A 23,930-nucleotide genomic window follows, 5' to 3' on the forward strand; every position below is an offset into this window, starting at 1 on the left:
GGGAGAGGGCTCACCAGGATCGGTCGATCCGCCGAAAATGACTCGAGGGTCGTAGTCCGTTGGGACTACGACCCTCGAGGCGTCGTGCTCAGTGGTCGGCGGGACCGTGCCGGTTGGGGCCGGCGGCGATCTGTGACTCGAGCTCGTGGAGCTCGTGCTCCGCGTGGTGCTGGGCCTCGTGGATCTCCTCGGCCGTGGGCTTCTGGACGTTGTCCGCGAAGAACACGGTGGCCAGCTTGGCCCGCAGCTTGCGCAGGCGCGCGCTGCGACCGGTGGCGCCCGAGGCGTCGATCTCCTCGACCGTCTCCGGCGTCGGGTCGTCGTCGCGGGCCGTGAGCGTGTAGGCCTTGCCCACGGGGAGCGGGAGGTGCTTCTCGGCGTACGCGCCCTCGGGGGAGCGGACCAGGACACCGGTCTCGTAGCCGTGGAGCAGCTTGCCCTCGTCGTGACGCTGGAGCGAGATGCACCAGCGGCGCGTGATGATGAAGGCGATGACCGGTCCGAGGAACACCGCGGCCCGCATGAAGTACGTGATCTCGTTGATGCTCAGGTGCATCTTGATCGCGATGATGTCGTTGCCACCCGCGGCCCAGGACAGGCCGTAGAAGGTCATCAGCGCGACCATGATCGCGGTGCGGGTCGGAGCGTTGCGCGGACGCTGGAGCAGGTGGTGCTCCCGCTTGTCGCCGGTGATCCAGGCCTCCAGGAACGGCAGCGCCATCAGGATCATCAGCATCAGCGGCGGCATCACGAGGATCGGGAGCATCACGTTCCAGGACAGGGTGATGCCCCAGATGTGCGTCTCCCAGGCCGGGATGATGCGCAGCAGGCCGTCGGGCCAGCCCATGTACCAGTCGGGCTGCGAGCCCGCGGTCACCTTGGACGGGTCGTAGGGACCGAACTTCCAGACCGGGTTGAGCGAGAACAGGCCACCCAGCAGGGTGATCACGCCGAACACGATGAAGAAGAAGCCGCCCGCCTTGGCCGCGTAGACCGGGAGCATCGGGTAGCCGACGACGTTCTGCTCGGTCCGGCCGGGACCAGGCCACTGCGTGTGCTTGTGGTAGACGAGCAGCAGCATGTGCGCCGCGACCAGGGCCAGCAGGATGCCGGGGATGAGCAGGATGTGCATGGCGTAGAAGCGCGGGATGATCGAGTCACCCGGGAACTCGCCGCCGAACAGGAAGAACGACATGTAGGAGCCGACCACGGGGGAGGCCTTCATGAAGCCGTCCGCGGCGCGGACGCCGGTGCCGGAGAGCAGGTCGTCGGGCAGCGAGTAGCCGGTGAAGCCCTCGATCGTGCCGAGCAGCAGCAGCAGGCAGCCGATGACCCAGTTGAGCTCGCGCGGCTTGCGGAAGGCGCCCGTGAAGTAGACGCGCATCATGTGGATCATCATCGAGGCGATGAAGATCATGGCGGCCCAGTGGTGCATCTGCCGCATGAGCACGCCGCCGCGCACGTCGAACGAGATGTGCATCGTCGAGGCGAACGCCGACGACACGTGCTGACCGCGCAGCGGGTCGTAGGCGCCGTCGTACTGGACCTCGGTCATGCTCGGGTCGAACCACAGCGTCAGGAAGACACCGGTCAGGAGCAGGACGACGAAGCTCCACAGGGCGATCTCGCCCAGCATGAACGACCAGTGGTCCGGGAAGACCTTGCGGAGGTTCTTCTTCATCGCCCCGCCGAGGCCCAGGCGCTCGTCGGCCCAGTTGGCGATGGCACCGGCGGCCTTGCCACCCTTGGTGGTGGCGGGCGTCGTGCCGTTGGTCGTGGCGACCTTGCTCATGTCACCAACGGTCATAGTAGTCACGCTCCCAGAAGCTCGGGCCGACGGGCTCGTCGAAGTCCCTCTGCGCGACCAGGTAGCCCTCGTCGTCGACGGCGATCGGCAGCTGCGGCAGCGGACGGCCGGCGGGGCCGAACACCACCTTGCCGGAGTCGGCGAGGTCGAAGGTGGACTGGTGGCAGGGGCACAGCAGGTGGTGGGTCGTCCGCTCGTTCAGCGAGATCGGGCAGCCGACGTGGGTGCAGATCTTGGAGTAGGCAACGATGCCGTTGACCGTCCAGTTCTCCCGGCTCTTGCCCTGGGCGTCCTTGCCCGGCTTGATGTCGCCCGGGTTCATCCGCAGCAGGACCAGCGACGCCTTCGACTTGATGACCTGGGCGTTCACGCCCTCGACCTCGGTCGGGTCCATGTCGTAGCGCTCCGGGTTGTGGAGGGCGTCGGGCTGGCAGTTGACCAGGTCGCCGATCTCCAGGTCCGAGGCCAGGATCGGGGTCCAGATGCCGTCGCGCACGATGCGCATCGGCTTGTCCTTGGTCCCGCTGCCCCAGATCGTGTGGTACAGCTTGTCGCCCGGCAGCGGACCCAGGTCGCGCAGCAGCACGACGGCCGGGAGGCCCAGCAGGCCGACCGCACCGAGCAGGGAGTTGCGGATCAGCGGCCGGCGGCCGATGCCCGACTCCGCGATGCCGTCGTTGAGCGCCTGGACGGCGACCTCGCGGTCCTCGTCGGCCGACTTCGCCGGGTGGCGCATCTCGACCATCTCGTGGTCGGCCATGAGCTTGCGGGCCCAGTGGATGATGCCGACGCCGATGAACAGCAGCGCGAGGCCCAGGAAGACGCCGAGGGCGATCGTCGAGGCGCCCTTGTTGCCGATCAGGGTCCAGTCGTCACCCACGTCGAGGGTGAAGTACGAGACCAGGAAGCCGACCGTCGCGAGCGCGGAGAGGCCGAACAGTGTGGCCACCTGGCGCTCGGCGCGCTTCTCCTTGGCGGGGTCGACGTCCGTCGGCCGCCACTGGTGCTCGGGCAGGCCCGGGTCCGCGATCGGAATCGCGAGCTCGCCCCCGCTCGGGTCGGAGTGGGTGTCGTGTGCGTCGGTCACGCTGCCGCCTCGTCCTTCTTCTTGCTCGAGCGGGTGGTGTGGGCCGCGATCCAGACGGCGAAGCCGACCAGGGCGCCGATGCCAACAAGCCAGGCGATGATGCCCTCACTCACCGGACCGAGGCCGCCCAGCGTGAAGCCGCTGTAGCTCGGGGCCTTGTCCAGCTCGTTGAGGTAGGCGATGACGGCCTTCTTGTCCTCGGGCGGGATGTTGCCGTCGGAGAAGGTGTCCATCGACTGGGGGCCGGTCAGCATCGCCTCGTAGATGTGCTTGGAGTCGACGCCGCGGATCTTGGGCGCGAAGCCGCCGCGCGGCATGGCGCCGCCGGAGCCCTCGAAGTTGTGGCACGCCGTGCAGTTGGCGAGGAAGATCTGGCCGCCGCGGCTGACGAGCGCCTCGACCTCCTTCTGGCTCATGCCCTCGGTGGAGTAGAGCTCCTTGTCGGGGACGGCCGGGCCGGTGCCGAGCGAGGCGACGTACGCCGCGAGGGCAGCGGTCTCCTCCTTGGTGTAGACGACCTCCTTGCGCGGCGCCTGGACGCCGGGCTGGGCCATCGGCATGCGGCCGGTGCCGACCTGGAAGTCGACGGCAGCGGCGCCGACGTCGGTCAGGGCAGGGCCGTACTGCGAGCCGCCCTGGGTGAGGACGCCCTCGCCGTTCTGGCCGTGGCAGAAGGCGCAGCCGACCAGGAAGAGCTCACGCCCCTCCTTGACCAGTGCTGCCTCGTCCTGGCTGGTGTCGGCCTGGGCCGGCGCGAGCGCTGCGTAGAGGCCGCCGGTCAGCAGGAGGCCGCAGACCAGCACCAGGAGTCCGGCGATCGGACCGCGGCGGTGCCGCGAGAGTCGACCGGCGGAACGGTTCAGAAGGCGCACATTCAGTCCTTGTCAGTCCGGAGGATCCAACAGCTCTTCGTCATCGGGGTGCCCCGTGTCACTTGATCAGGTAGATCGTCGCGAACAGGCCGATCCACACGACGTCGACGAAGTGCCAGTAGTACGAGACGACGATCGCGCTGACCGCCTGCTCGTGGGTGAAGCGCTTGGCGACGTACGTGCGGCCGAGGACGAAGAGGAAGGCGATGAGACCGCCGGTCACGTGGATGCCGTGGAAGCCGGTGGTCAGGTAGAACATCGTGCCGTAGGCGTCGTGGGGGATCGTGACGCCCTCGTGGATCAGCTCGGCGTACTCGAGCGCCTGGCCGCCGACGAAGATGGCACCCATGACGTAGGTCAGGATGAACCACTCGCGCAGGCCCCACTTGCCGACCTGGAGCAGCGAGCCGGCGCGCGAGACCTGGCCGCGCTCGGCCGCGAACACACCCAGCTGGCAGGTGAACGACGACAGCACGAGGATCGTGGTGTTGATCGACGCGAACGGCACGTTCAGCAGCTGCGTGTTCTCCGACCACATCTCGGGCGAGACCGAGCGGATCGTGAAGTACGACGCGAAGAGCGCCGCGAAGAACATGAGCTCGCTGGACAGCCAGATGATCGTGCCGACCGCGACCATGCTGGGTCGGTCGTGCTGGCCGTGCAGGCGCGAGGCCGGGAGAGTTGCCGAAGCTGAGATCGCCACGGGCGCCATTATGGCGGTATCGGATCGCATCGGCATCCCGACCCCCCGTTCTGGGCGTTCACCACCCACGACCTACGCTCGAACGGGTCCCGAAACCGGGATCGATCTGCGGAGGGGTGACGGGTGGGACTGGTGGTGTCCGCGGGTGGTGCGGGAGTCGAGAACCTCCCGCCGTTCGACGCCGGTGCGCTGCTCTCCCAGTGGGGGATCGCGCCGGTTCCCCTGATCATCACCGTCTGGGCCACGGGCCTGTACGCCGTGGGCGTGCTCACCCTGCGCCGCCGGGGCGACAGCTGGCCGGTCGGCCGCTCGATCGGCTGGGGCATCGGCATGCTGGCGTTCTACCTCGCCACCTCGTCGGGGCTGGCGGCGTACGACACGGTCCTGGTCAGCGTGCACATGGTCCAGCACATGGTGCTGTCGATGGTCGTGCCGCTCTCGCTCGCCCTCGGCGCGCCGGTGACCCTCGCCCTGCGCACCCTGCCGCGCCGGCCGCGCGGCTGGCTGCTCACGCTGCTGCACTCCCGGCTGGCCAAGGTGCTGGGCTTCCCGCCGCTGACCTTCGGCCTCTACGTCATCTCGCCGTGGGCGCTCTACTTCTCCGGTTGGTACGACGCGTCGCTGCGCTCGACGTACGTCCACGAGATGATGCACGTCCACCTGGTGGTCGTGGGCGCGCTCTTCTTCTGGCCGATCGTCGGGGTCGACCCGCTGCCCGGCCGCGTCGCGCACCCGTTCCGCGTGCTGCTGACCGTGATGACGCTGCCGTTCCACGCGTTCCTCGGCGTCACGATCATGGGCCAGAAGACGCTGCTGGGCGGCGACTGGTACCCGTCGCTGCACGACGGCCCGCTCGGTGCCTGGCTCCCGGACCCGTACGACGACCAGAAGCTCGCCGGCGGCATCCTCTGGGGCGCCGGCGACCTCGTCGGTCTGGTCTTCTTCATCGTGCTCTTCGCGCAGTGGGTGCGCTCGTCGATGAAGGAGGCCGAACGGGAGGACCGCCGGCTCGACCGCCTCGAGCGACAGGAGCAACGCGCCGCGAGCGAGGTCACCCCCGCGGACCCGGCACCGTCCGAGTAGCATCGCGCGGGTGACGTCCCCCAAGACCCTGAAGGTGCTCGTCTACAGCGACGACGTGCACACCCGTGAGCAGGTCATCCTGGCGCTGGGACGCCGTCCCCACCCGGACCTGCCGGAGCTGGAGTACGTCGAGGTCGCCACCGAGCCAGTGGTCATCCAGAACATGGACGCCGGCGGCCTGGCCATCGCGATCCTCGACGGCGAGGCGGTTCCTGCCGGGGGGATGGGCATCGCCAAGCAGCTCAAGGACGAGATCCTCGACTGCCCCCCGCTCGTGGTGCTGACCGGTCGGCCGCAGGACGCCTGGCTGGCGACCTGGTCGCGCGCCGACGCCGCCGTACCGCACCCGCTCGACCCGATCCAGCTCGCGGAGGCCGTGGTCTCGCTGCTCCGCGTCCGCGTCCCCGCCTGACGTGGCGACCTGGCCCGACGTCCTCGGCGCCCTCGTCGCCGGGGAGGACCTGACGCCTGCCCAGTCCGCGTGGGCGATGGGGCAGATCCTCGCCGGCGAGGCGACCCCCGCGCAGATCGCCGGCTTCATGGTCGCCCTGAGGGCCAAGGGGGAGTCGATCGACGAGCTCACCGGGCTCGTCGACGCGATGTACGCCGTGATGACCCCGATCTCCGTCCCCGGACGGCTGCTCGACGTGGTCGGCACCGGTGGTGACCGCTCCTTCTCCGTCAACATCTCGACCATGTCCGCGATCGTCGCCGCCGGCGCCGGCGCGCGCGTGGTCAAGCACGGCAACCGCTCGGCCTCCTCGCAGGCCGGCACGGCCGACGTCCTCGAGGCACTGGGCGTCCGTCTCGACCTGCCGGTCGCCCGGGTCGCCGAGGTCGTCGACGAGGCCGGGATCACCTTCTGCTTCGCCGCCGCCTTCCACCCGGCGATGCGGCACGCCGCGGTCCCGCGCAAGGAGCTCGGCATCGGTACGGCGTTCAACGCGCTCGGCCCGCTGGCCAACCCGACCCGGCCCGCCGCCCAGGCGATCGGGTGCGCCGACGCGAAGCTCGCCCCGGTCATGGCCGGCGTGTTCGCGCGCCGTGGCGTCGACGCGTGGGTGTTCCGCGGCGACGACGGGCTCGACGAGCTCACCACGACGACCACCTCGCGGCTGTGGCAGGTCCACGGCGGCGAGGTCACCGAGGTCATCGTGGACCCGACCGCCTTCGGCATCGCTCCTGCGACCACCGAGGACCTGCGCGGTGGTGACGCCCAGCACAACGCAGGCGTCGTGCTCGACCTGCTCGACGGGAAGGCCGGGCCGGTGCGTGACGCCGTGCTGCTCAACGCGGGGGCTGCGCTGGCCGTCTACGACGCCCCCGGGGCGCCGTACGACGAGGCGCTGGCCGCCGGCATCGCCCGCGCCGGCGAGGCGATCGACTCCGGCGCCGCGCGTGCGACCCTCGACCGCTGGGTCGCGGCAGCCGGTCGCTGACCCGCGCTCAGTCCGACGGGGGAGTGAGCAGCACCAGCTGCTTCGTGCGCTGCTCGACCGTCCAGCCGTCGCGCTCGAGCGCGTAGGCGAGGGGGGCGTCGTTCGGCAGCAGCGCGGCCCCGGGAGCGAGCTCGGCCAGGGTCCGGTCCCATCCGGGCTCGAGGTGGTCGAGATCGGTGTACCGCTCGAGCTCTGCGTCGGTGTAGACGTCCCCGTAGCCGTGCAGGGGTACGTCGAGCCCTGGCTCGAGCCGCAGCAGTACACCGCCCACGGGCCAGTCGGTCAGCACTCTCGTTCCCGCAGGCAGCTCGTCGAGCCGTGCGGTGAACGGCCGGACCCGGTCGGCCGAGTCGTCGAGGAGACCCTGGTTCGGCGCCACGACGAGGACTACGACGGCCAGGCCGAGAGCGACCACCAGCTCGGTCCGCGCGACCGGGCGGTGGGTGCTCCGGCGGGTCAGCTCGGGTGCGACGACCGTGGCCAGGGTCACCAGCGCGAGGGGCAGCGTGCGGCCCGAGTAGAGGGCGAACGCCCCGCCCATCGCGAGCAGGCCGACGTCGTAGGGACGGACATCGGCGCGCCGTACGAGCAGGAGCACGGCGGCCGCGGCGAGGACGGTCACGGGCGCGGCGGCGACGGTGATCAGCTCCGGGGCGGCCCACTCCGCGAAGTAGTCGGCGCGTGAGTTGACGAGCAGGACGGACGTCAGCAGGCGGGGACCGACCGGGGTCGCGAGCGCGGCGAGGAGCATGCCGGCCGGAACGGCCAGCAGGGCGAGGGCCTGGACCCGGCGCGGCCGCCGCTCGAGGATCACCAGGACTGCCAGCAGCCCACAGGTCGCCACGCCGATGAGCCACATCCCGTGGCACGTCGCCCACAGCCAGCCGAGGGGGATGAGCACCCACGGAGGGCGACCTGTCGTGCGCGCCCGGTCCCAGGCGGCCAGCACCGCGACCAGGAAGAGGTAGCTGAGCAGCTGCGGGCGCAGGGACAGGCTGGGCAGGCACCCGAGGACGACGACCACGGTGAGGGTGATCGCGACCCCCGGGCCGGCGTGGCGACGCAGCAACAGGTAGGTCGCGGCGACGAAGGCGACGACGACGGCCGCGAAGGCCAGCACCAGTCCCGTGGCGCCGGAGGAGTCGTCGAGGCGGGCGAGCAGGACCTGGGGGAGCCACTGGGTCGGGACCCAGTCGTTGGTGGAGGCCGAGCTGAGCTGGCCGGGGTGCGCGATCGACCAGTCGCGCCGGAACTCCTCGCCGAAGCGGAGGTGGAAGTAGGTGTCGAACGCCCGCAGCGGACGCCGTACGAGCGCGGTCACCAGCACGGTCAGGAGCAGCGCCGCCAGTGGCGGGTAGACCCGGGCGAGCAGGGGGAACCGGGGCTCGCCCTGTGCTCGGTCGGCCATCCTCAGTCGAGACCGAGCGAGAACGCCGCCTCGAGGTCGTGGCGGGAGTACGCGCGGTAGGCGATGTGGGTCTCGGTGTCCACGACGCCCTCGACCTTGTTGAGCCGGTCGGCGACCACCGCGGCGATGTCGTCGTGGGAGCTGACCCGGACCAGCGCGATCAGGTCGATCTGGCCGGTGACGGAGTAGACCTCGCTGACGCCCTCGAGCGCCGCGATCGCCTCGGCGACCTCCGGGATCCGGGCGGTCTCGGCCTGGACGAAGACGATGGCGGTGATCATGGGGCCACAGTAGTGGTGAGCAATGTCGTCGCGTGGCGACCCGCGCCCCGCACCGGGCAGGCCCATTCGCCGACCACCTCGACCAGTCGGACGCCGGGGGACTCCAGCCAGCGCAGGATGCGCTCGGACTCCTCGGCGGTCGCGGCGGGTGTCGGGCCGATCGTGGGCAGCACGGTCTCGGCCGAGGCGCGCAGGCCGTCGACGTACGCGACCGCGTCGGCGCCGGCCGGGATCACGCCGGCCGCGGCGAGCCGGCCGTGGCGCACGACGTGGACGGCCCAGCGGCCGTCGTCCTCGCGGCGGGCGGCGACCACCTCGGGGCAGCCGGTCAGCGCGGTCAGTCGCTGGGTGCGGGCCGCGGCGCGGACGAAGTCGGCGAGCCGGTCGCGGTGGTGGGCCGCCTCCTCGAAGCGTTCCTGCTCGGCCAGGTCCGACATCCGGGCGTGGACCAGGTCGACGACGTCGTCGGGCCGGGTGAGCAGGGTGTCCCTGAGCTGGCGTACGACGGCCGCGTAGGTCTGGGGGTCGACGCTGCCGTCGCAGGGGGCCAGGCAGCGCTCCATCTCGGCCAGCACGCAGGCACTGCGCTGCGGTTGCCGGCCGAAGCGGTCGTTGCACTGGCGGATCGGGAACACCTCGTGCAGCGCGGCGAGCGAGCTCTCCGCGGCCGCACGCGAGGAGAACGGTCCGAGGTAGTCGGCCTCGTCGTCGAGGACGCGCTTGACCAGGGACAGCCGCGGCCACGGCTCCCGGGTCAGCTTGAGCCAGGTGACCTTCTCGGGGTGGCGGGAGCGGCGGTTGTAGGGCGGCTTGTGCTCGGCGATCAGGCGCAGCTCGCGGACCGAGGCCTCCAGCGGCGTCGCGCACTCGACCCCGCTGACCGAGGAGGCGATCTGGACCATCTCGCCGATCCGGGTGCGCTTCTCCGAGGCGGTGAAGTAGCTGCGGACCCGGCGGCGCAGGTCGCGGGACGTGCCGATGTAGAGGACCCGCGCGCTGTCGTCGCGGAACAGGTAGACGCCGGGAGCGTGGGGGAGGTGCTCGGCGAGGTGGCGCTTGCGGCGCGCGACGCTCGCGACCTTGCTGGAGTAGCCCTGCAGCTCCTCGAGCGTCTGTACCCCGAGCCCGCCGAGGCGTTCCATCAGCCCGTGCAGCACGTCGACGGTGGCCCGTGCGTCGGCGAGCGCGCGGTGGTTGGGGGTGGTGCCGGCGCGGAAGACCCGGGCCAGTGAGGACAGCTTGTGGTTGGGGGCCTCGTCGCGGGTCACGACGTGGCGGGCCAGCTTGACGGTGTCGAGCACCTCGAAGTCGGGCCAGGCGATGTCCTGCTCGCGCGCGAAGTGGCGCAGGAAGCCCACGTCGAAGCGGGCGTTGTGGGCGACCAGCACGGACCCGGCGGCGAACTCGAGGAACGCCGGCAGGGCCGCGGCGATCGGCGGGGCGTCGGCGACCATGCCGTTGGTGATCCCGGTGAGCACGGCGATGAACGCGGGGATCGACGTGTGCGGGTTGACCAGGGTCTGGAACTCGCCCAGCACCTCGCCGCCGCGGACCTTGACCGCGCCGATCTCGGTGATCCTGTCGCCGTCGGCGACCGAGCCGCCGGTGGTCTCGAGGTCGACGACGCAGAAGGTCACGTCGTGGAGGGGGCGGCCGAGCTCGTCGAAGCTGCGCTGCGCATCCCACCGGGGTGTGAGAGGTGCTGCGGTCATGGGAGCGACGGTAGGCGCCACCTCCGACGCAACCCGGGAGGTCAGGGACATGTGTCGCGAAGACGGCTGGGTCTCGACGCGCTGCCGCGGCCTCGTTCCTCGGCCGCGTCGCTTGCTCGACCCAACCCGGCCCACGCCGGTCGCTCGTTCCTCGCGACCGGCAGCCGGGTTGTGTCGGGGGGCCCTGCGAGCCTCGCAGGCATGACGAGGATCGACTGCGACACCTGTGTGGTGCGAGGCCTGGCCTGCCACGACTGCGTGGTGACGGTGCTGCTCGGGCCACCGCCCGAGCTGGTGATCGGCGACGACGAGATGGTTGCCCTCGAGGCACTGGCCGACGGAGGGCTGGTGCCACCGCTGCGGCTGGTCCAGCCGGTCGACGGTCCGCAGGTCGAGTCCGCCTGACCGGCCCCGCCGTGACCGGAGGGGCTGGTGTGACCCACGTGACAGCTGTTGCGTGCAATCGTCCCCAACACGCCCCGGACCGGTTTGGTGCCGCCGGGAGCCGCGACTAGGCTGCTCCTTCAGGTGTCCGAGGAAGTGGGTCGACCGACCCGCGCGGACGCCGCGCTGAGTCCGGATCCACTCGGGGTTCCGGAGCCGGGGAACCAACCACTCTGGGGTGAATCCCGCTCGAGGCGCGAGGGCGAGGGTCCGACCGGACCACCGCCGGCGCGAGGAGTGCGGGTAGGGCGAGTCGTGCCCGAATCCGTCAGCTCACCCGGTAGGCGTACGACACCAGAGGGGACCGCCAGCTCGTGCTGAACGGCCGGACACGTACCACCGCTGCGCTCGCTGCACTTGCCGTCACCGGAGCGATCACGCTGTCGATCAGCGGCAGCCCCGCGCAGGCCGAGCCCGACATCGAGACCGTCAAGGCCCGGGTCGACCGGCTCTTCCACGAGTCCGAGCAGGCTGCCGAGCGCTACAACGACGCCGAGCTCGAGCTCACCGAGCTCGACAGCGACCTGTCGTCCCTCGAGTCCGACCAGTCCCGCCAGGGCGACGCCCTCGCCGGCGTCCGCTCCGACGTACGCGACTCGCTCATCCAGCAGTACCAGTCCGGCAACCTCGGTGCGACCGGCGAGCTGCTGTCCTCCGACACCCAGGGCTTCCTCGACGAGCTCTCCACCATGTCGACGGTGGAGGGGATCCAGGACTCGCTCCTCGCCGACTACGGCGACGAGCTCGAGGCCTACGACATCCGCAAGGACCAGACCGAGAAGCGCCGCTCCGACATCAAGGAGCTCAAGGCGACGCTGGCGGAGGAGAAGAAGACCGCCGACGCCAAGCTCGCCGAGGCCAAGGGCCTGCTCTCGAAGCTCGAGGACGAGCAGCGCGCGGAGTTCCTCTCGCGCAACGCCGGCCGTCCGATCGACCCGACCACGATCCCGGCCTCGGGCCGTGCTGCCGCGGCGATCAAGTACGCGCTCGCCCAGGTCGGCGACGCCTACGTCTGGGGTGCCGCCGGTCCCAACGCCTTCGACTGCTCGGGCCTGACGATGATGGCCTACGCCCAGGCCAACGTGAGCCTGCCGCACTCCTCGCGCGCCCAGTACAGCAGCGGCACGCACGTCGCCAAGAGCGACCTGCAGCCGGGTGACCTCGTCTTCTACTACAGCCCGATCAGCCACGTCGCGATCTACCTCGGCAACGGCCTGATCGTGCACGCGGCCAACCCGGGCGCCGGCGTCAAGGTCTCCGACCTCGACGAGATGCCCTACGCCGGAGCGGTCCGGCCTGGGTGAGCCCCCGGCTCCGCCCGCTCGCTGCAGCGCTGCTGGTCGTCGCGCTCGGCGCCGGCGCGTGCTCGAAGGACGAGTACGTCGCACCGCCGCCGGTGAGGACCAGCGACGTCGCCGATCCCGCGGCAGCTGCCGACACGCTGGCTGCGCTGCAGGACGCGATCCACGACGGTGACGCGTCGGCCGCCGCCGACCTCGGCGCCGATGGGCGCAGCCGCGACCTGCTGAGCGCCGTCGTCGCCAACGCCGGTGCCCTCGGCCTCACCGACGTGACCCTGCGCTACGTCACCGAGACCGGCCGCACCAGCGGCGCGGACGCCTGGGACGGCCAGGTCGCCGTCACGTGGCGGATCGAGGGGCACGACGCGGCCTCGGCGCGCACCGAGCTCCCGGTGTCCTTCGCCGGCCACGGCGCCTCGATCTCCGCGATCGGGGGCTCCGGTGCGCGGCTGCCGCTGTGGCTGTCCGGTCCGCTGAGCGTCGAGCGCTCCGGTGACGTGCTCGTCGCGGTGGCCGGCGACCCGAGCCGGGCTCCGGCCTACCTGGAGGCGGCGCGACGTGCCGTGACGCAGGTGCGCGCCGTCGTACCCGGTCGGGGTGGGCTCGTGGTCGAGGTGCCGGCCGATCCCGAGGGGCTCCGGGCCACCCTCGACACCGCGCCCGGGCAGTACTCCGCGATCGCCGCCGTCACCGCTCCCGTGGACGGCTCGCAGGCCCCGGGGAGCCCGGTGCACGTGTTCCTCAACCGCAGCGTGTACGACGGCCTCGACCCCGTCGCGGCGCAGGTCGTGATGACCCACGAGGCCGTGCACGCGCTCACCGAGGCGATCGGCGCTCGTCAGGCACCGCTGTGGCTGGTCGAGGGCTTCGCCGACTACGTCGCGCTGCGCGACGTCGACCTGCCGCTCACGAAGACCGCCGGACAGATCGCGGCGGAGGTGCGCAAGGACGGCGTACCGACGACGCTGCCGCCGGACAGCGAGTTCGATCCGACGGCCAGCCACCTCGGTGGCGTCTACGAGGCCGCCTGGCTGGTCTGCGTCACCCTCGCCGACCACGCCGGCGAACGGGCGCTGGTCGAGCTCTACGAGCAGGTCCGCGACGGCGGTGACCTCGCCGCCGCGCTGCGCGAGCACGCGGCCTGGACCGAGCCGGACCTCACCGCTGCATGGCAGGACCGGCTCCGGTCGTTGCCCGGCGTGGCAGGCTGATCCTCGTGGAGCAGGACCGATCGGCGGTGCGCAGGGTCGCGCTGGGCACCGTGCTGATCGGTGCGGCCGCCTTCGTCCTCGTCGCCGTCGGCCGCGTGCCGTGGCACCCCGTTCCCGGCGGACTGCCGGATCCGGTGACGGCCTCGTCGGTGTTCACCCGGGCGCAGATCGACCGCGGCGAGCACTACGCGCTGTGGGGCCGGATCTGGAGCTGGTCGCGGCTGGCCGTCTCGCTGGCCGTTGCGGCCTGGCTGGGCTTCGGCCCGGTCGGCCGGCGCTGGGCGGCCCGGCTGCGCGGCTGGTGGTGGGTCCGCGTCGTCGTCGTGGTCGCGGGCCTGACGCTGGTCGGTGAGCTGGTCACCCTGCCGTTCGGTGTCGCGCTGCGCAGGCTCGGGCTCCACGAGGGCCTGGTCGCCGGCACCTGGGCGGACTGGGGCGTCGACCAGGTCAAGGGCTACCTCGTCACCGTCGTCAGCACGTCGATCGCCGTGGCCGCACTCGTCGGCTGCATCCGGCGGCTGCCGCGGCTGTGGCCGGCGGTGGCCGGCCTGGCGGCGGCGGTCCTCGTCGTGCTCGGCTCGTTCGCCTACCCGCTGGTCGTCGAGCCGGTCTTCAACTCCTTCGAGTCGCTGCCCGACGGCCAGCTGCGCAGCCAGGTGCTGGCGCTCGCCGACGCGGAGGGCGTCCACGTCGACGACGTGCTGGTCGCCGACGCGTCGCGACGCACGACCACGCTGAACGCCTACGTGTCCGGCTTCGGCAACAGCCGCCGGGTGGTGCTCTACGACAACCTCGTGTCCGGCTCGCCCACCGACGAGACGCTCTCGGTCGTCGCGCACGAGCTCGCCCACGCGAAGTACGACGACGTCCTCACCGGGACGTTGCTCGGTGCAGCGGGCGCGGCCCTCGGTGCGGGGCTGCTCGGCTTCCTGCTGGCCGTCCCGCGCCGCGAACGGACGGGGGAGCGGGCGGACGACGGGACGGACGAGGTCTCCGTCGTACCGCGGGTGCTGGCGCTGGTCGCGATCGCGACCTTCCTGGCGGCGCCGGTCCAGAACGGCATCAGCCGGGACATCGAGACCCGTGCAGACCAGACGGCGCTCGAGGTGACCAACGCCCCCCAGGCGTTCGTCGACCTCCAGCGCCGTCTGGCACTGCGGTCCCACGCCGACCCCACACCTCCGGCGTGGTCGCAGTGGTGGTTCGGCTCCCACCCGACGGTGCTGCAGCGGATCGGGCTGGCCAACCAGTTCGAGGCCCGGGCTACGGACTGACCGCGGTGTCGAAGCTGGCGTTGGTGTTCTCGAAGAGGTGGCCGACGCCGCCGCCGACCAGCACCACCGCGAAGACGATCACCGCAGCGAGAAGCGCGACCAGGAGGCCGTACTCGACGGCGGTTGCGCCTCGCTCGGCGGGAACGCTCGGCTTGGTCATGACATCCCTTCGGGTCAGCAGTGCCGGGAAACCAGATCGACCGCGCACCATGACGGTGACGCGGTCGATGGACCGGAACTGGCTCAGTGGCCTGCGCCGGTGAGGCTGTCGTTGACGCCGCCGAAGGCACCCTTGAGCTTGCCGCCCAGGATGACGACCGCGCCGATGATGACGGCGGCGATGAGCGCGACGAGCAGGCCGTACTCGACGGCCGTCGCGCCGCGCTCCTCGGCACGCGCGAGACGGCCGTTGATGAGGATCTGCAGGTACTGGATCATGGGGTCTCCCTGTGCACTGGTTCTTCGTGTCCCCGGGGAGTGCTTCCCCGATGGACAGAACTCTGCCGGACCGGCACCAGAGGCGGATCGGGAGTTCGACTCCTCGCTGCTAGTCACTTCGGACTAGCGCTCCCCGACGTGCAGGAGAGGGGCTCAGCGCGCCGACGGCTGCACCGTCGAGAGCAGACCGATCCGCATCGCCGTGACCAGTGCCTGGGCGCGGTTGGCGGCGCCCAGCTTCTGGTAGATGCGGGCGATGTGGGACTTCGTCGTCGACTCCGAGAGGTAGAGCTTGGCGCCGATCGCGGCCGCGTTGAGGCCCTCGGCGAGCAGCAGCAGCACGTCGTGCTCGCGCTCGGTCAGCGCGGTCGACTCGGCCGACTGGCGGCGCATCATCGCGCCCACGAGACCGGCACAGACGAAGGCCTTGGGGGAGACGGCGGCGTGGCGCGCGGCCTTGATCACCTCGGTGGAGGGGGCGTCCTTGCCGACGAAGCCGGACGCGCCGGCCTGCATCGCGGCGAAGATCTGCTCGTCGCCGGAGTGCATGGTGAGCACGATCAGGCCGACCTGGTCGTTCTCCTTGCGCAGCGTGCGGACCACGTCGAGGCCGGTGCCGTCCTGCATCTGCAGGTCGGTGATCACGACGTCGGGGCGCACCTCGCGGGCGCGCTGGATGCCCTCCATCACCGAGCCCGCGGTCGCCACGACGCTGAGGTCGGGCTCGAGGTCGATGACGGCGCCGAGGCCGTCGCGGATCAGCTCGTGGTCGTCGATCAGGAGGACGGTCGTGATGTCGCTCATCGCTGCTCCGTGAGGATCGTGGAGTCGTCGCTGCCGATCGCGCTCCGTGGGATCTTGAGGGCCACCGAGACGGTGAGGCCCCTGCTGGCATTGTCGCGGACCACGAGCTCCGCGCCGATCAGTCTGGCACGTTCGCGCATGATCTTCAGGCCATGTGAGTCCGCGCGCGCCGCCTGCAGCCCGACGCCGTCGTCGGTGACGGTGATGATCGCCTCCGGTGCGTAGACCTGGCACCGGACGTCGATCGACGTCGCACGGGCGTGCTTGACCGCGTTGTTGATCGACTCCTGGGCGATCCGGAACAGCTCGGCCTCGACCTCGGGCCGCAGCCGGGTCGGCTGCTCGTCGAGCCGGACCCGGATCGGGATGCCCGACGACTCCGAGAGATGGCGCGCGACATTGCTGATCGCGGCACCGAGGCTCTCGTTCTCCCCGATGCTGGTGCGCAGGTTCATCACCGACTGCCGTACCTCGGCGACGACCTTCGACACGCGGTCGCGCAGCATGCCGAGGGCCTTGGCCTGCGCCTCGTCGGCCGGACGGGCAGCGAGCGCGTCGATGATGTAGCCGAGGGACGCGATGTCCTGCGCGACGCCGTCGTGCATCTCGCGGGCCAGCCGGTTGCGCTCGTCGGCGGTGGCGGCGTCGCGGAACTGCGCGAAGAGCAACGCGGCGTCGAGCTTGACAGCGGTGTCCGAGAGGTCTCGTGCCACGGCGCTCAGCGAGAGGGCCCGTGACGTGTCGGCGCCGACCGGCCTGAGCCCGGCGACGATCGCCTGGTCGCTGACCCTGAAGGCGAACCCCTCGCCGATCTCGATCGGCCTGGCGGAGTCCGCTTCCTGCAGGCGGACGTCGCCGGCAAGGGTCTCGGTCGCGACCGCGTCCGCAGCCCCGAGCTCGACCGTCGACGCCACCGGAGCCAGGGCGTCACCGCGTGGCACGTAGAGAACCAGGGCCCGGTTCGGGATGTCGTCGCCGACCTGGCTGAGCAGCTCACCGCCCAGCGCCCCGACGTCGAGCCCGGAGCTGAGACTTCCGGCAAGGTCGATCAGCTGCCTGAGGTGCTCCTGCGCGTCGCGGTACGGCGCGAGCGGGTCCGCGATCCTGTCGGACGAGAACGTGACGGCCGCGATCAGGCTGAGTCCGAGGCCGGCCATCGCCCAGGTGAAGATGGCGATCGCCTGATCGGTCTTGATCGTCTCCCACCACATCAGGCCGAGCGCCACGACGGCGATCAGCTCGACGAGCACGGTCCGGAACATGGTGCGGACCCCGGCGACGGCCGTCGCGTAGAGCGGGGGGACGACGAGGGCCGCGAGGATGACCGGAGCGTCCTCCATCGCCAGGGCGCCGATGATGCCGATCGCAGCGGCCTCGGTCATCGGGCTGAGCGAGAGCTCGAGATCGCGCCGCGTGGCGGTCACCGCCTGGTAGACCCACACACAGCTCACGGCGGCGAGGGCGAGCAGGCCCTGCTCCTGGTGCAACCAGACGATGGGCCCACCGATGGCGAGCAACGCGAAGAGGCGGGAAGCCCCCACCACCGCGTACGTCTGGCTGCTCGGCATGGTGTCCACCCTAGTGCTGGAGCCGCCTGTTCACTTGCTGCCGAACGCGTCGATCGCGTTGAGGACCGCAGGCCCCATCACCACGATGAACAGGCAGGGCAGGATGAACAGGATCAGCGGGATCATGATCTTCACCGGCACCTGCTGGGCCTTCTCCTCGGCGTACTGCCGGCGCTTGACGCGGATCTCGCTCGACTGGACTCTCAGCACCTGACCGATCGGGATGCCGAAGGCGTCGGCCTGCACCATCGAGCCGACGAAGGTGTTGAGGTCCTCGACGTTGCTGCGGGTGCCCATCGCCTTCAGCGCGTCGGAGCGGCTCATGCCGAGCTGCATCTCGCGCAGGACGCGGGAGAACTCCTCCGCCACGGGGCCCGTGGTGTTGCGTGCCACCTGCTGCAGGGCCGCGTCGAAGCCGAGCCCGGCCTCCACGCTGATGGTCAGCAGGTCGACGGCGTCGGCGAGGGTGCGGCGGATCTGGTCGGCGCGGTGGGCGGCCTTGTTGTACAGGTAGAGGTCGGGGGCGACGAAACCGAGTGCGGCGGCGGCGAGCGCGATCACGAGCAGGATGGCGACCGAGCCGCCCAGCAGGGCGCCGTACGCGACGACCAGGACCGGGAAGGCCACTGCGGCGATGACCTTCATCGAGAGAACCCGGTCGATGGTCCAGCCGCGCGGGTTGCCGGCGAAGTCGAGGCGGCGCCGGATCCGGTCGGCCTTGTCCGCGCCGGTCAGACGCCGCCCGAGGGACAGGGCGCGGGCCTGGAAGGGCGCCAGGATCCGGTCGGCGAAGGGCCGGTCGGCTTCCTGGACCAGCTCGTGGCCGGCGTGACCGGAGCGCTCGAGCGCCTCGAGCGCCCGGGCCAGGCCCGTGGGCTGCTCCTTGGCGACGGCCGCACCGACCGCGGCGATGGCCGCCGCGAAGAGCAGAAGAGCGAGCAGGAGCAGCATCAGGCCTCCACCTTGACCATCCGGGACATCCAGAAGGCACCGATGACCATCCAACCGACCCCGAACACGGACAGGGTCCAGCCTCGGATGTCGGCGACCAGCGGGTGCAGGAACTCACGGTTGGTGAGGAACAGGAAGAGCGCGAACAGGATCGGCAGCGCGCACAGGATGATCGCCGACAGCCGGCCCTCGGCCGACAGGGCGCGCACGTGGCGGCGCAGGTACTGCCGCTCGCGCATGGTCGAGGCGACCGTGATGAGCAGCTCGGCGAGGTTGCCGCCGACCTGGCGCTGGATCCGGATGGCCATGACCGCCCAGCCGAAGTCCTTGCTCTCGAAGCGCTGGGCCACACCCTCGAAGGCGTCCTCGATCGAGACACCGATCCGGGCCTCGACCAGGACCCGCTTGAACTCCGAGGCGATCGGCTCCGGTCCCTCACGGACGACGGTGTCGACCGCCTGGGCCAGGGACAGGCCGGCGCTCAGCGCGCCGGACAGCAGCTGCAGGACCTCGGGCAGCGCGGCGTCGAACGCACGCTTGCGACGACCCGCCATGAACCGCAGGTAGAACGGCGGCAGCACGAAGCCGACGAGCATGAAGAGCAGTCCGAGGATGATGCTGCCCTGGCCGAGCAGCAGCCCGACGACACCGCCGGCGAGCACGGCGCCGATGTGCAGCAGCAGCCACTCCGAGGGCTTGAACTCGCTGCCCGCGGCGGCGAGCCGGCGCGTCATCCGGTCGTTGAGGGCGCTGTTGCGCTGCAGGATCTCGGCCGCTGCAGCCTTGGCCTGGTCGAGGACGGGGTCGGCCTGGGGCTTCGAGGAGCCGGACTTCCTGGCCAGCTCCTCGACACCCGTCACCCGGGTGCTGTACGCCGTCACGCGGTCCGCGATGCTCATCGGCGCGGGCTTGGCGGGGACCAGCAGCACGGCCACCGACAGCAGGCCGACGGCGAAGACGCCCACGCCGACCCACAACAGCCAACTGGGGGCGGTCAAGCCGCTGTCCTCGTCGGTGATGGTGGGCAGCGGTGCGGCGGTGCCGGGGGTGCTGGCGGCCTCGATGGTGGCCAGGCTGCGGGCGACGACGGCCTCGCCGTCGCTGGTCGGCAGGCTCACCTCGACGGTGGCGACCTTGGCGGAGAAGTCGTCGGGGAGGGGAGCGGTGACGAGGACCTGGTCGGCCAGTGCCTCGGCCTGCTCGGCGAAGGCCGCGGCGAGGGCGGTTCCGCTGGAGGTGATGACCTCGCCGCTGCCGGCCTCCGCGATCGTGCGCAGCGGGATGAGCTGGTCCTCGGCGAGGTCCAGACCGACGATGCTGACCCGGGTGCCGGCGTCCTTGATCGTGGCCACGGCGTCCTCGATCGACGCGGTGCTGCCGGCATCGGCGCCGTCGGACAGCAGCAGCAGCGAGCGCTGCCCGGTGTCGCTGGCGAGGTCGCTGGCGGCGATGATGCCGTCGTACAGCAGCGTGTTGCGCTGCAGCGAGAGCCCGTCGATCACGGTCCGCGCGGCGGCGCGATCGGTCGTCGGCTCGAGGGCGACGTCGACGGTGCTGTCGAAGGTGACGATGCCGACCTCGACGTCGTCGGGCACGGTGTCGAGGTAGGTCGACGCGGCCTTCTGCGCCGCCTCGAAGCGGCCCTGCTTGCGCATCGAGTTGCTGGTGTCGATCGCCAGCACCGTGGTGCGCTTGACCGCTGACCCGGAGGTCGTGTGGCTCGCAGTCGCGTCCAGCGCCTTGCCGTCCAGCGTCGCGGTCACCCCGGACAGGTCGACCTGGCTGCCGGACGGCACGTCGACCAGGATCCGGATGCCGTCGCCGGTGGACTCGACGTGCGCGATGCCGCCGTCCTCGGCGTAGGCCGGCGTGCCGGCCAGCACGACGAACAGGGCGACGACGAGGGCGACCAGCAGCGCCGCTCCCCGACGGACGATCTGGTGCCCGCGCATCAGATGCGTTCCGTCCGGAAGATCGTGGGATCGACGGCGACGTTGGCGTAGGCCAGCTTCTCCACGAACTTCGGCCGCAGGCCGGTCGAGCGGAGCCGTCCGAGGATCCGGCCGTTCTCGTCGAATCCGGCCGAGTTGTCGAAGACGAAGATGTCCTGGAGGGTGATGATGTCGCCCTCCATCCGCTCGACCTCGGTGATGTGGGTGATCCGGCGCGAGCCGTCCTTGAACCGGGTCTGGTGCACGATCAGGTCGACCGCGGAGGCCACCTGCTCGCGGATGGCGCGGATCGGCAGGTCCATGCCGGCCATCAGCACCATCGTCTCCATGCGGGCGAGCGTGTCGCGCGGACCGTTGGAGTGCAGGGTGCAGATGGAGCCGTCGTGACCGGTGTTCATGGCCTGCAGCATGTCGAGCGCGGAGGCGTCGCGGACCTCGCCGACGACGATGCGGTCGGGCCGCATGCGCAGGCTGTTGCGGACCAGGTCGCGGATGGTCACCGCGCCCTTGCCCTCGATGTTGGCCGGACGCGACTCGAGCCGGACCACGTGGTCCTGCTTGAGCTGCAGCTCGGCGGCGTCCTCGATGGTCACGATCCGCTCGTCGGTCGGGATGAACGACGACAGGACGTTGAGGGTGGTGGTCTTGCCGGCACCGGTACCGCCGGAGACGATCACGTTCAGCCGGCCGCGCACGCACGAGTCGAGGAAGTCGGCCGTCTGCGGCGTCAGCGACCCGAAATTGATCAGGTCCTGCACCGTCAGCGGGTCGGTCGAGAACTTCCGGATGGTCAGCGCGGAGCCGTCGATCGCCAGCGGCGGGACGATGGCGTTGACGCGGCTGCCGTCGGGCAGGCGGGCGTCGACCATGGGGGAGGACTCGTCGACGCGGCGGCCGATCCGCGACACGATCTTGTCGATCGTGCGGCGCAGGTGGGCCTCGTCGGCGAAGTGCGCCTCGGCCTTGACCAGCCGGCCGTCGCGCTCGAGCCAGACGTCGTCGTGGCCGTTGACCATGACCTCGGAGACCTCGGGGTCGCGCAGGTAGGGGTCGATCGGGCCGTAGCCGAGGATGTCGTCGGTGATCTCCTGGGTCACCCGGACCCGGTCGGCCGCGCTGAGCGGCCGGTCCTGGGCGCCGAGGACGTCGGAGAGGACCGAGCGGACCGTCTGGTCGAGCTCGTCCTGGTCCATCTCGGCGTCGTACAGGTGCGGGCCGAGCTGCTTGATCAGCTCGGTGTGGACGCTGGACTTGAGGTCCTCGAGGCGGTCGTTCTCGGTGCCCGCCATGCGGCGGCCCGGCTTGCCGTCGGTGGCCGCGGCGGCAGCGCGCGACGAGAGCGGACCGGGGGTCTTGTGTGCGGCCGGGGCGTCGACCTCGGCGTGGGTCGCGACCGGCGCCGGTGCGGGCTGCTCGGTGACGCTCACGACCTCGGCGAGGAGCTCCGCGTCGGCGCTCGGGGTGGCGGCGTGGCGGCCCTGTGCGGAGGCCTCGCGGCGCGCGGCGGCGAGGCGCTCGGAGAGGCTGGACATGATCAGCTCCTCCCGCGGCGGAACAGCCCGCGCGAGCGGGTCGGCTCGGGCTGCTCGGCTGCGGCCGACGACGGTGCGGCGACCGGCTCGCCGGTGACCGAGGCCGCGAGGTGCGCGTAGGCGAGGCTCGCCGGGTGGCCCGGCTTGTGCGAGACGATCGGTGTGCCGGCGTTCGTGGCGGCGGCGATGTCGACGGCCGTCGCGACCTGCGCGCTGACCGGCATGTTGAGGATGCTCTCGACCTTCTCGACGCTGATGCCGACCTCGTCGTCGGCCCGGTTGAGCAGCAGGTGCCGGTGGCCGCGGGCGATGCTCAGCATGTCCATGGTCTCGAGGGCGACCTTGACGTTCTTCAGGGTCGGTACGTCGAGCGTCGCCACGATCACGCACTCGTCGGTCTCGTCCAGCGCGGTCAGGGTGGCGTCGTCGAAGGAGGGCGAAGTGTCGACGACGATGTAGTCGAATCCGTCGCGCAGCGCCCGCAGGATCCGCGAGATCAGCAGGGGAGTGACCCGCTCGCGCACGTCGGGGTGGGCCGGGGCCGCGAGGACGGTGAGCGAGTCCTGGTGGCGGGTCAGCAGGCCTTCGAGCATGGCGAGGTCGACCGAGTCCTCCGAGCCGACGGCCTGCTCGATCGAGTGGGTCGGGAAGAGCTGCATGGTGATCGCGACGTCGCCGAAGGCCAGGTCGAGGTCGACCAGACAGACCTTCCGGGCACCGCGGTCGGTCAGCGCGAGGGCCAGGTTGACCGAGGAGGTCGTCTTGCCGACGCCGCCCTTGGGGGAGAAGACGGTGACGACCCGGCCGAGCTGCCGGGCGCCGCCCGGTCCGCGCAGTGCCTGGTAGAGCTGGTGCGCGCGCTCGACGGCACTGGTCAGCGCCTTCTCGTCGCCGCCCGCGACGACGACGTCGCGGATGCCGGCGTGCATCGCCCTGGTCAGTACCTCGGTGTCGAACTGGTCGCGGACCAGCACGACGCTGACGGTGGGGCGCTTGATGCGCAGCTCCTCGGCCGTGGCGACAGCCGCGCCGAGGTCGACGCTCGGGCCGAGGGCCACGACGTACTCGTCCGTGTGCTGGTCGAGCCAGGCCAGGGCCCGCTCGGTCGAGGCGACCGCGTGGGAACCGGTGGGCATGGCGCGCACCAGGCTGTCGACGAGCGACGGATCCTGTTCGACGAGAACCGGCATGTCGTCCTCACTCGCTGTCGCGGATGGTGGCGCAAGGTCCGGTCTTGTCGAGCTGGACCTCGCTCTCTGCGTTGAGCAGGGCCACGGAGAGCTCGCCGCGCTCGCGACCGTCCTGGAGCCACTCGAACTGCTCCTGGGTCACGGCGAGGTGCAGGGCCGGGGCCTTCTCGGCGGCGCCGTCGCCGCTGGTGTCGGTGGCCGTCTCGGTCTGCGCGCCCTTCGAGATCACGGTGACGCGGTCGATGAGCAGGCAGGTCGGCGTGCTCGGGTTGACGGTCAGGAAGACCGCGAGCTGCGAGCCGGGCTCGATGAAGGAGCCCACCGGCAGGTCGAAGGACTCCGGCTTCGCGATCATGCCCGTGGGCAGCGGCAGCGAGGCCACGTCGACCGGGTCGCCGACGCCACCGAACTTGGTCGACAGCAGCTGCTCGCCGGCGTACAGCGTGGTCAGGGCGACCTTGCCGTCGAGGTCGCCGAGGTCGCTCTGGCGCAGTGCGTTGTCGAGCACCTGGCCCTGCGGTACGGCGGTCTCGGCGAGCTTGCCGGTGTCGAGAGCCGACTTGATGCTCTCGCCGGGCAGCACGGTCTTGCCTGCGGCGACGGTGACGATCTTCGTCGTCTGGTACTTCTCCGCGGCGCGCGACTCGGCGCTGCGGGCGAAGACGAAGACGAGCCCGACGCCGAGCGCGGCGATCACCGCGGCAACGACGAGCAACAACCTGCGACGGTCCACTTCAGAGCCCTCCCGCTCCCCATGTGCATGGTCACTGCTCCCCGGCTGCAGCGCACGGCGAGGCTAGCGAAGACGACAGCGATGGTGTGAGCGAAAAGGCCAAATGGGGCCGAATGATGCCCGATCGCCGGCGGCCGGAT

At 71.1% G+C, this 23,930-nt stretch carries 23 protein-coding genes and 1 riboswitch; of the genes, 7 read left to right on the plus strand and 16 right to left on the minus strand.

Annotated elements, in window-relative coordinates; all coding sequences use genetic code 11:
- Window positions 1–88: 88 nt before the first annotated feature.
- From qcrB to ctaE, 4 genes are read right to left on the minus strand one after another with little or no spacing between them, the layout of a single operon-like run.
- Entirely contained in the window at window positions 89–1,792 is a 1,704-nt protein-coding gene (gene qcrB / locus ACZYRU_RS09990) for a cytochrome bc1 complex cytochrome b subunit (RefSeq protein ID WP_488956929.1), read from the minus strand.
- Window position 1,793: 1 nt separating this feature from the next.
- Window positions 1,794–2,894: a cytochrome bc1 complex Rieske iron-sulfur subunit gene (gene qcrA, locus ACZYRU_RS09995; RefSeq protein WP_488956930.1), complete on the minus strand. Its 1,101-nt coding sequence runs from the start codon at window positions 2,892–2,894 to the stop codon at window positions 1,794–1,796.
- The gene (gene qcrC, locus ACZYRU_RS10000) at window positions 2,891–3,766 is read right to left on the minus strand and encodes a cytochrome bc1 complex diheme cytochrome c subunit (RefSeq protein WP_488956931.1); all 876 of its coding nucleotides are present in this window, start codon (window positions 3,764–3,766) and stop codon (window positions 2,891–2,893) included. The genes qcrA and qcrC overlap by 4 nt, the downstream gene beginning before the upstream one ends.
- 58 nt (window positions 3,767–3,824) lie before the next feature.
- Window positions 3,825–4,478, minus strand: coding sequence for an aa3-type cytochrome oxidase subunit III (ctaE, locus tag ACZYRU_RS10005; protein WP_488956932.1), 654 nt, complete (start codon window positions 4,476–4,478; stop codon window positions 3,825–3,827).
- A gap of 114 nt (window positions 4,479–4,592) precedes the next feature.
- On the opposite strand from ctaE, the gene ACZYRU_RS10010 reads away from it, so the two are divergent.
- Genes ACZYRU_RS10010 through trpD form a run of 3 tightly spaced genes read left to right on the plus strand, consistent with a single transcriptional unit; the run spans window position 4,593 to window position 6,991 of the window.
- Window positions 4,593–5,552 carry a cytochrome c oxidase assembly protein gene (locus ACZYRU_RS10010; protein ID WP_488956933.1) on the plus strand — a complete coding sequence of 320 codons (960 nt, stop codon included), beginning with the start codon at window positions 4,593–4,595 and terminating at the stop codon, window positions 5,550–5,552.
- A gap of 10 nt (window positions 5,553–5,562) precedes the next feature.
- Window positions 5,563–5,964 (plus strand): Rv3143 family two-component system response regulator, encoded by a 402-nt coding sequence (locus tag ACZYRU_RS10015; protein WP_488956934.1) that lies wholly within the window; start codon window positions 5,563–5,565, stop codon window positions 5,962–5,964.
- 1 nt (window position 5,965) lies between these two features.
- The gene (gene trpD / locus ACZYRU_RS10020; RefSeq protein WP_488956935.1) at window positions 5,966–6,991 is read left to right on the plus strand and encodes an anthranilate phosphoribosyltransferase; all 1,026 of its coding nucleotides are present in this window, start codon (window positions 5,966–5,968) and stop codon (window positions 6,989–6,991) included.
- 7 nt (window positions 6,992–6,998) lie between these two features.
- On the opposite strand, the gene ACZYRU_RS10025 is transcribed toward trpD, so the two are convergent.
- Genes ACZYRU_RS10025 through ACZYRU_RS10035 form a run of 3 tightly spaced genes read right to left on the minus strand, consistent with a single transcriptional unit; the run spans window position 6,999 to window position 10,392 of the window.
- A complete protein-coding gene (locus tag ACZYRU_RS10025) occupies window positions 6,999–8,399 on the minus strand; it encodes a hypothetical protein (protein WP_488956936.1) in 1,401 nt (466 codons plus the stop codon).
- 2 nt (window positions 8,400–8,401) lie between these two features.
- A complete protein-coding gene (locus ACZYRU_RS10030) occupies window positions 8,402–8,680 on the minus strand; it encodes an Lrp/AsnC family transcriptional regulator (RefSeq protein WP_139621662.1) in 279 nt (92 codons plus the stop codon).
- A complete protein-coding gene (locus ACZYRU_RS10035; protein ID WP_488956937.1) occupies window positions 8,677–10,392 on the minus strand; it encodes a DEDD exonuclease domain-containing protein in 1,716 nt (571 codons plus the stop codon). Before ACZYRU_RS10035 ends, ACZYRU_RS10030 begins: the two co-directional genes overlap by 4 nt.
- A 201-nt stretch (window positions 10,393–10,593) precedes the next feature.
- Between ACZYRU_RS10035 and ACZYRU_RS10040 the strand changes: the two genes are divergently transcribed.
- From ACZYRU_RS10040 to ACZYRU_RS10055, 4 genes are all read left to right on the plus strand, one after another.
- Window positions 10,594–10,797 carry a hypothetical protein gene (locus ACZYRU_RS10040; protein WP_488956938.1) on the plus strand — a complete coding sequence of 68 codons (204 nt, stop codon included), beginning with the start codon at window positions 10,594–10,596 and terminating at the stop codon, window positions 10,795–10,797.
- Window positions 10,798–10,960: 163 nt separating this feature from the next.
- Window positions 10,961–11,125: riboswitch (cyclic di-AMP (ydaO/yuaA leader) on the plus strand.
- Window positions 11,126–11,150: 25 nt separating this feature from the next.
- On the plus strand, window positions 11,151–12,140 hold the full coding sequence (locus ACZYRU_RS10045; RefSeq protein ID WP_488956939.1) for a C40 family peptidase: 990 nt from the start codon (window positions 11,151–11,153) through the stop codon (window positions 12,138–12,140).
- A complete protein-coding gene (locus ACZYRU_RS10050; RefSeq protein ID WP_488956940.1) occupies window positions 12,137–13,348 on the plus strand; it encodes a hypothetical protein in 1,212 nt (403 codons plus the stop codon). Before ACZYRU_RS10045 ends, ACZYRU_RS10050 begins: the two co-directional genes overlap by 4 nt.
- A gap of 5 nt (window positions 13,349–13,353) precedes the next feature.
- Window positions 13,354–14,622 (plus strand): M48 family metalloprotease, encoded by a 1,269-nt coding sequence (locus ACZYRU_RS10055; protein WP_488956941.1) that lies wholly within the window; start codon window positions 13,354–13,356, stop codon window positions 14,620–14,622.
- Here ACZYRU_RS10055 and ACZYRU_RS10060 read toward each other — a convergent pair.
- From ACZYRU_RS10060 to ACZYRU_RS10100, 9 genes are all read right to left on the minus strand, one after another.
- Window positions 14,612–14,782 (minus strand): Flp family type IVb pilin, encoded by a 171-nt coding sequence (locus ACZYRU_RS10060; protein WP_488956942.1) that lies wholly within the window; start codon window positions 14,780–14,782, stop codon window positions 14,612–14,614. The genes ACZYRU_RS10055 and ACZYRU_RS10060 overlap by 11 nt on opposite strands.
- A gap of 83 nt (window positions 14,783–14,865) precedes the next feature.
- On the minus strand, window positions 14,866–15,060 hold the full coding sequence (locus ACZYRU_RS10065) for a Flp family type IVb pilin (RefSeq protein ID WP_488956943.1): 195 nt from the start codon (window positions 15,058–15,060) through the stop codon (window positions 14,866–14,868).
- Window positions 15,061–15,213: 153 nt separating this feature from the next.
- Window positions 15,214–15,864 (minus strand): response regulator transcription factor, encoded by a 651-nt coding sequence (locus ACZYRU_RS10070; protein ID WP_488956944.1) that lies wholly within the window; start codon window positions 15,862–15,864, stop codon window positions 15,214–15,216.
- Window positions 15,861–17,432, minus strand: a complete 1,572-nt coding sequence (locus tag ACZYRU_RS10075) for a sensor histidine kinase (RefSeq protein WP_488956945.1) — start codon at window positions 17,430–17,432, stop codon at window positions 15,861–15,863. The genes ACZYRU_RS10070 and ACZYRU_RS10075 overlap by 4 nt, the downstream gene beginning before the upstream one ends.
- 30 nt (window positions 17,433–17,462) lie before the next feature.
- Entirely contained in the window at window positions 17,463–18,383 is a 921-nt protein-coding gene (locus tag ACZYRU_RS10080; protein WP_488956946.1) for a type II secretion system F family protein, read from the minus strand.
- Window positions 18,383–20,335, minus strand: a complete 1,953-nt coding sequence (locus ACZYRU_RS10085; RefSeq protein ID WP_488956947.1) for a type II secretion system F family protein — start codon at window positions 20,333–20,335, stop codon at window positions 18,383–18,385. The genes ACZYRU_RS10080 and ACZYRU_RS10085 overlap by 1 nt, the downstream gene beginning before the upstream one ends.
- Window positions 20,335–21,867 carry a TadA family conjugal transfer-associated ATPase gene (locus tag ACZYRU_RS10090; RefSeq protein ID WP_488956948.1) on the minus strand — a complete coding sequence of 511 codons (1,533 nt, stop codon included), beginning with the start codon at window positions 21,865–21,867 and terminating at the stop codon, window positions 20,335–20,337. The genes ACZYRU_RS10085 and ACZYRU_RS10090 overlap by 1 nt, the downstream gene beginning before the upstream one ends.
- A gap of 2 nt (window positions 21,868–21,869) precedes the next feature.
- Complete coding sequence (locus ACZYRU_RS10095) at window positions 21,870–23,057, minus strand: CpaE/TadZ family protein (protein WP_488956949.1); 1,188 nt, start codon at window positions 23,055–23,057, stop codon at window positions 21,870–21,872.
- A 7-nt stretch (window positions 23,058–23,064) separates the two neighbouring features.
- Complete coding sequence (locus tag ACZYRU_RS10100; RefSeq protein WP_488956950.1) at window positions 23,065–23,775, minus strand: RcpC/CpaB family pilus assembly protein; 711 nt, start codon at window positions 23,773–23,775, stop codon at window positions 23,065–23,067.
- Window positions 23,776–23,930: the final 155 nt, after the last annotated feature.

This window comes from Nocardioides sp. F233, from assembly GCF_057813895.1.

Coding starts and splice junctions, on each gene's coding strand:
- qcrB (WP_488956929.1), bottom strand. CDS start 1,792: ATGAGCAAGGTCGCCACGACCAACGGCACGACGCCCGCCACCACCAAG.
- ctaE (WP_488956932.1), bottom strand. CDS start 4,478: ATGGCGCCCGTGGCGATCTCAGCTTCGGCAACTCTCCCGGCCTCGCGC.
- ACZYRU_RS10025 (WP_488956936.1), bottom strand. CDS start 8,399: ATGGCCGACCGAGCACAGGGCGAGCCCCGGTTCCCCCTGCTCGCCCGG.
- ACZYRU_RS10030 (WP_139621662.1), bottom strand. CDS start 8,680: ATGATCACCGCCATCGTCTTCGTCCAGGCCGAGACCGCCCGGATCCCG.
- ACZYRU_RS10035 (WP_488956937.1), bottom strand. CDS start 10,392: ATGACCGCAGCACCTCTCACACCCCGGTGGGATGCGCAGCGCAGCTTC.
- ACZYRU_RS10040 (WP_488956938.1), top strand. CDS start 10,594: ATGACGAGGATCGACTGCGACACCTGTGTGGTGCGAGGCCTGGCCTGC.
- ACZYRU_RS10060 (WP_488956942.1), bottom strand. CDS start 14,782: ATGACCAAGCCGAGCGTTCCCGCCGAGCGAGGCGCAACCGCCGTCGAG.
- ACZYRU_RS10065 (WP_488956943.1), bottom strand. CDS start 15,060: ATGATCCAGTACCTGCAGATCCTCATCAACGGCCGTCTCGCGCGTGCC.
- ACZYRU_RS10070 (WP_488956944.1), bottom strand. CDS start 15,864: ATGAGCGACATCACGACCGTCCTCCTGATCGACGACCACGAGCTGATC.
- ACZYRU_RS10075 (WP_488956945.1), bottom strand. CDS start 17,432: ATGCCGAGCAGCCAGACGTACGCGGTGGTGGGGGCTTCCCGCCTCTTC.
- ACZYRU_RS10080 (WP_488956946.1), bottom strand. CDS start 18,383: ATGCTGCTCCTGCTCGCTCTTCTGCTCTTCGCGGCGGCCATCGCCGCG.
- ACZYRU_RS10085 (WP_488956947.1), bottom strand. CDS start 20,335: ATGCGCGGGCACCAGATCGTCCGTCGGGGAGCGGCGCTGCTGGTCGCC.
- ACZYRU_RS10090 (WP_488956948.1), bottom strand. CDS start 21,867: ATGTCCAGCCTCTCCGAGCGCCTCGCCGCCGCGCGCCGCGAGGCCTCC.
- ACZYRU_RS10095 (WP_488956949.1), bottom strand. CDS start 23,057: ATGCCGGTTCTCGTCGAACAGGATCCGTCGCTCGTCGACAGCCTGGTG.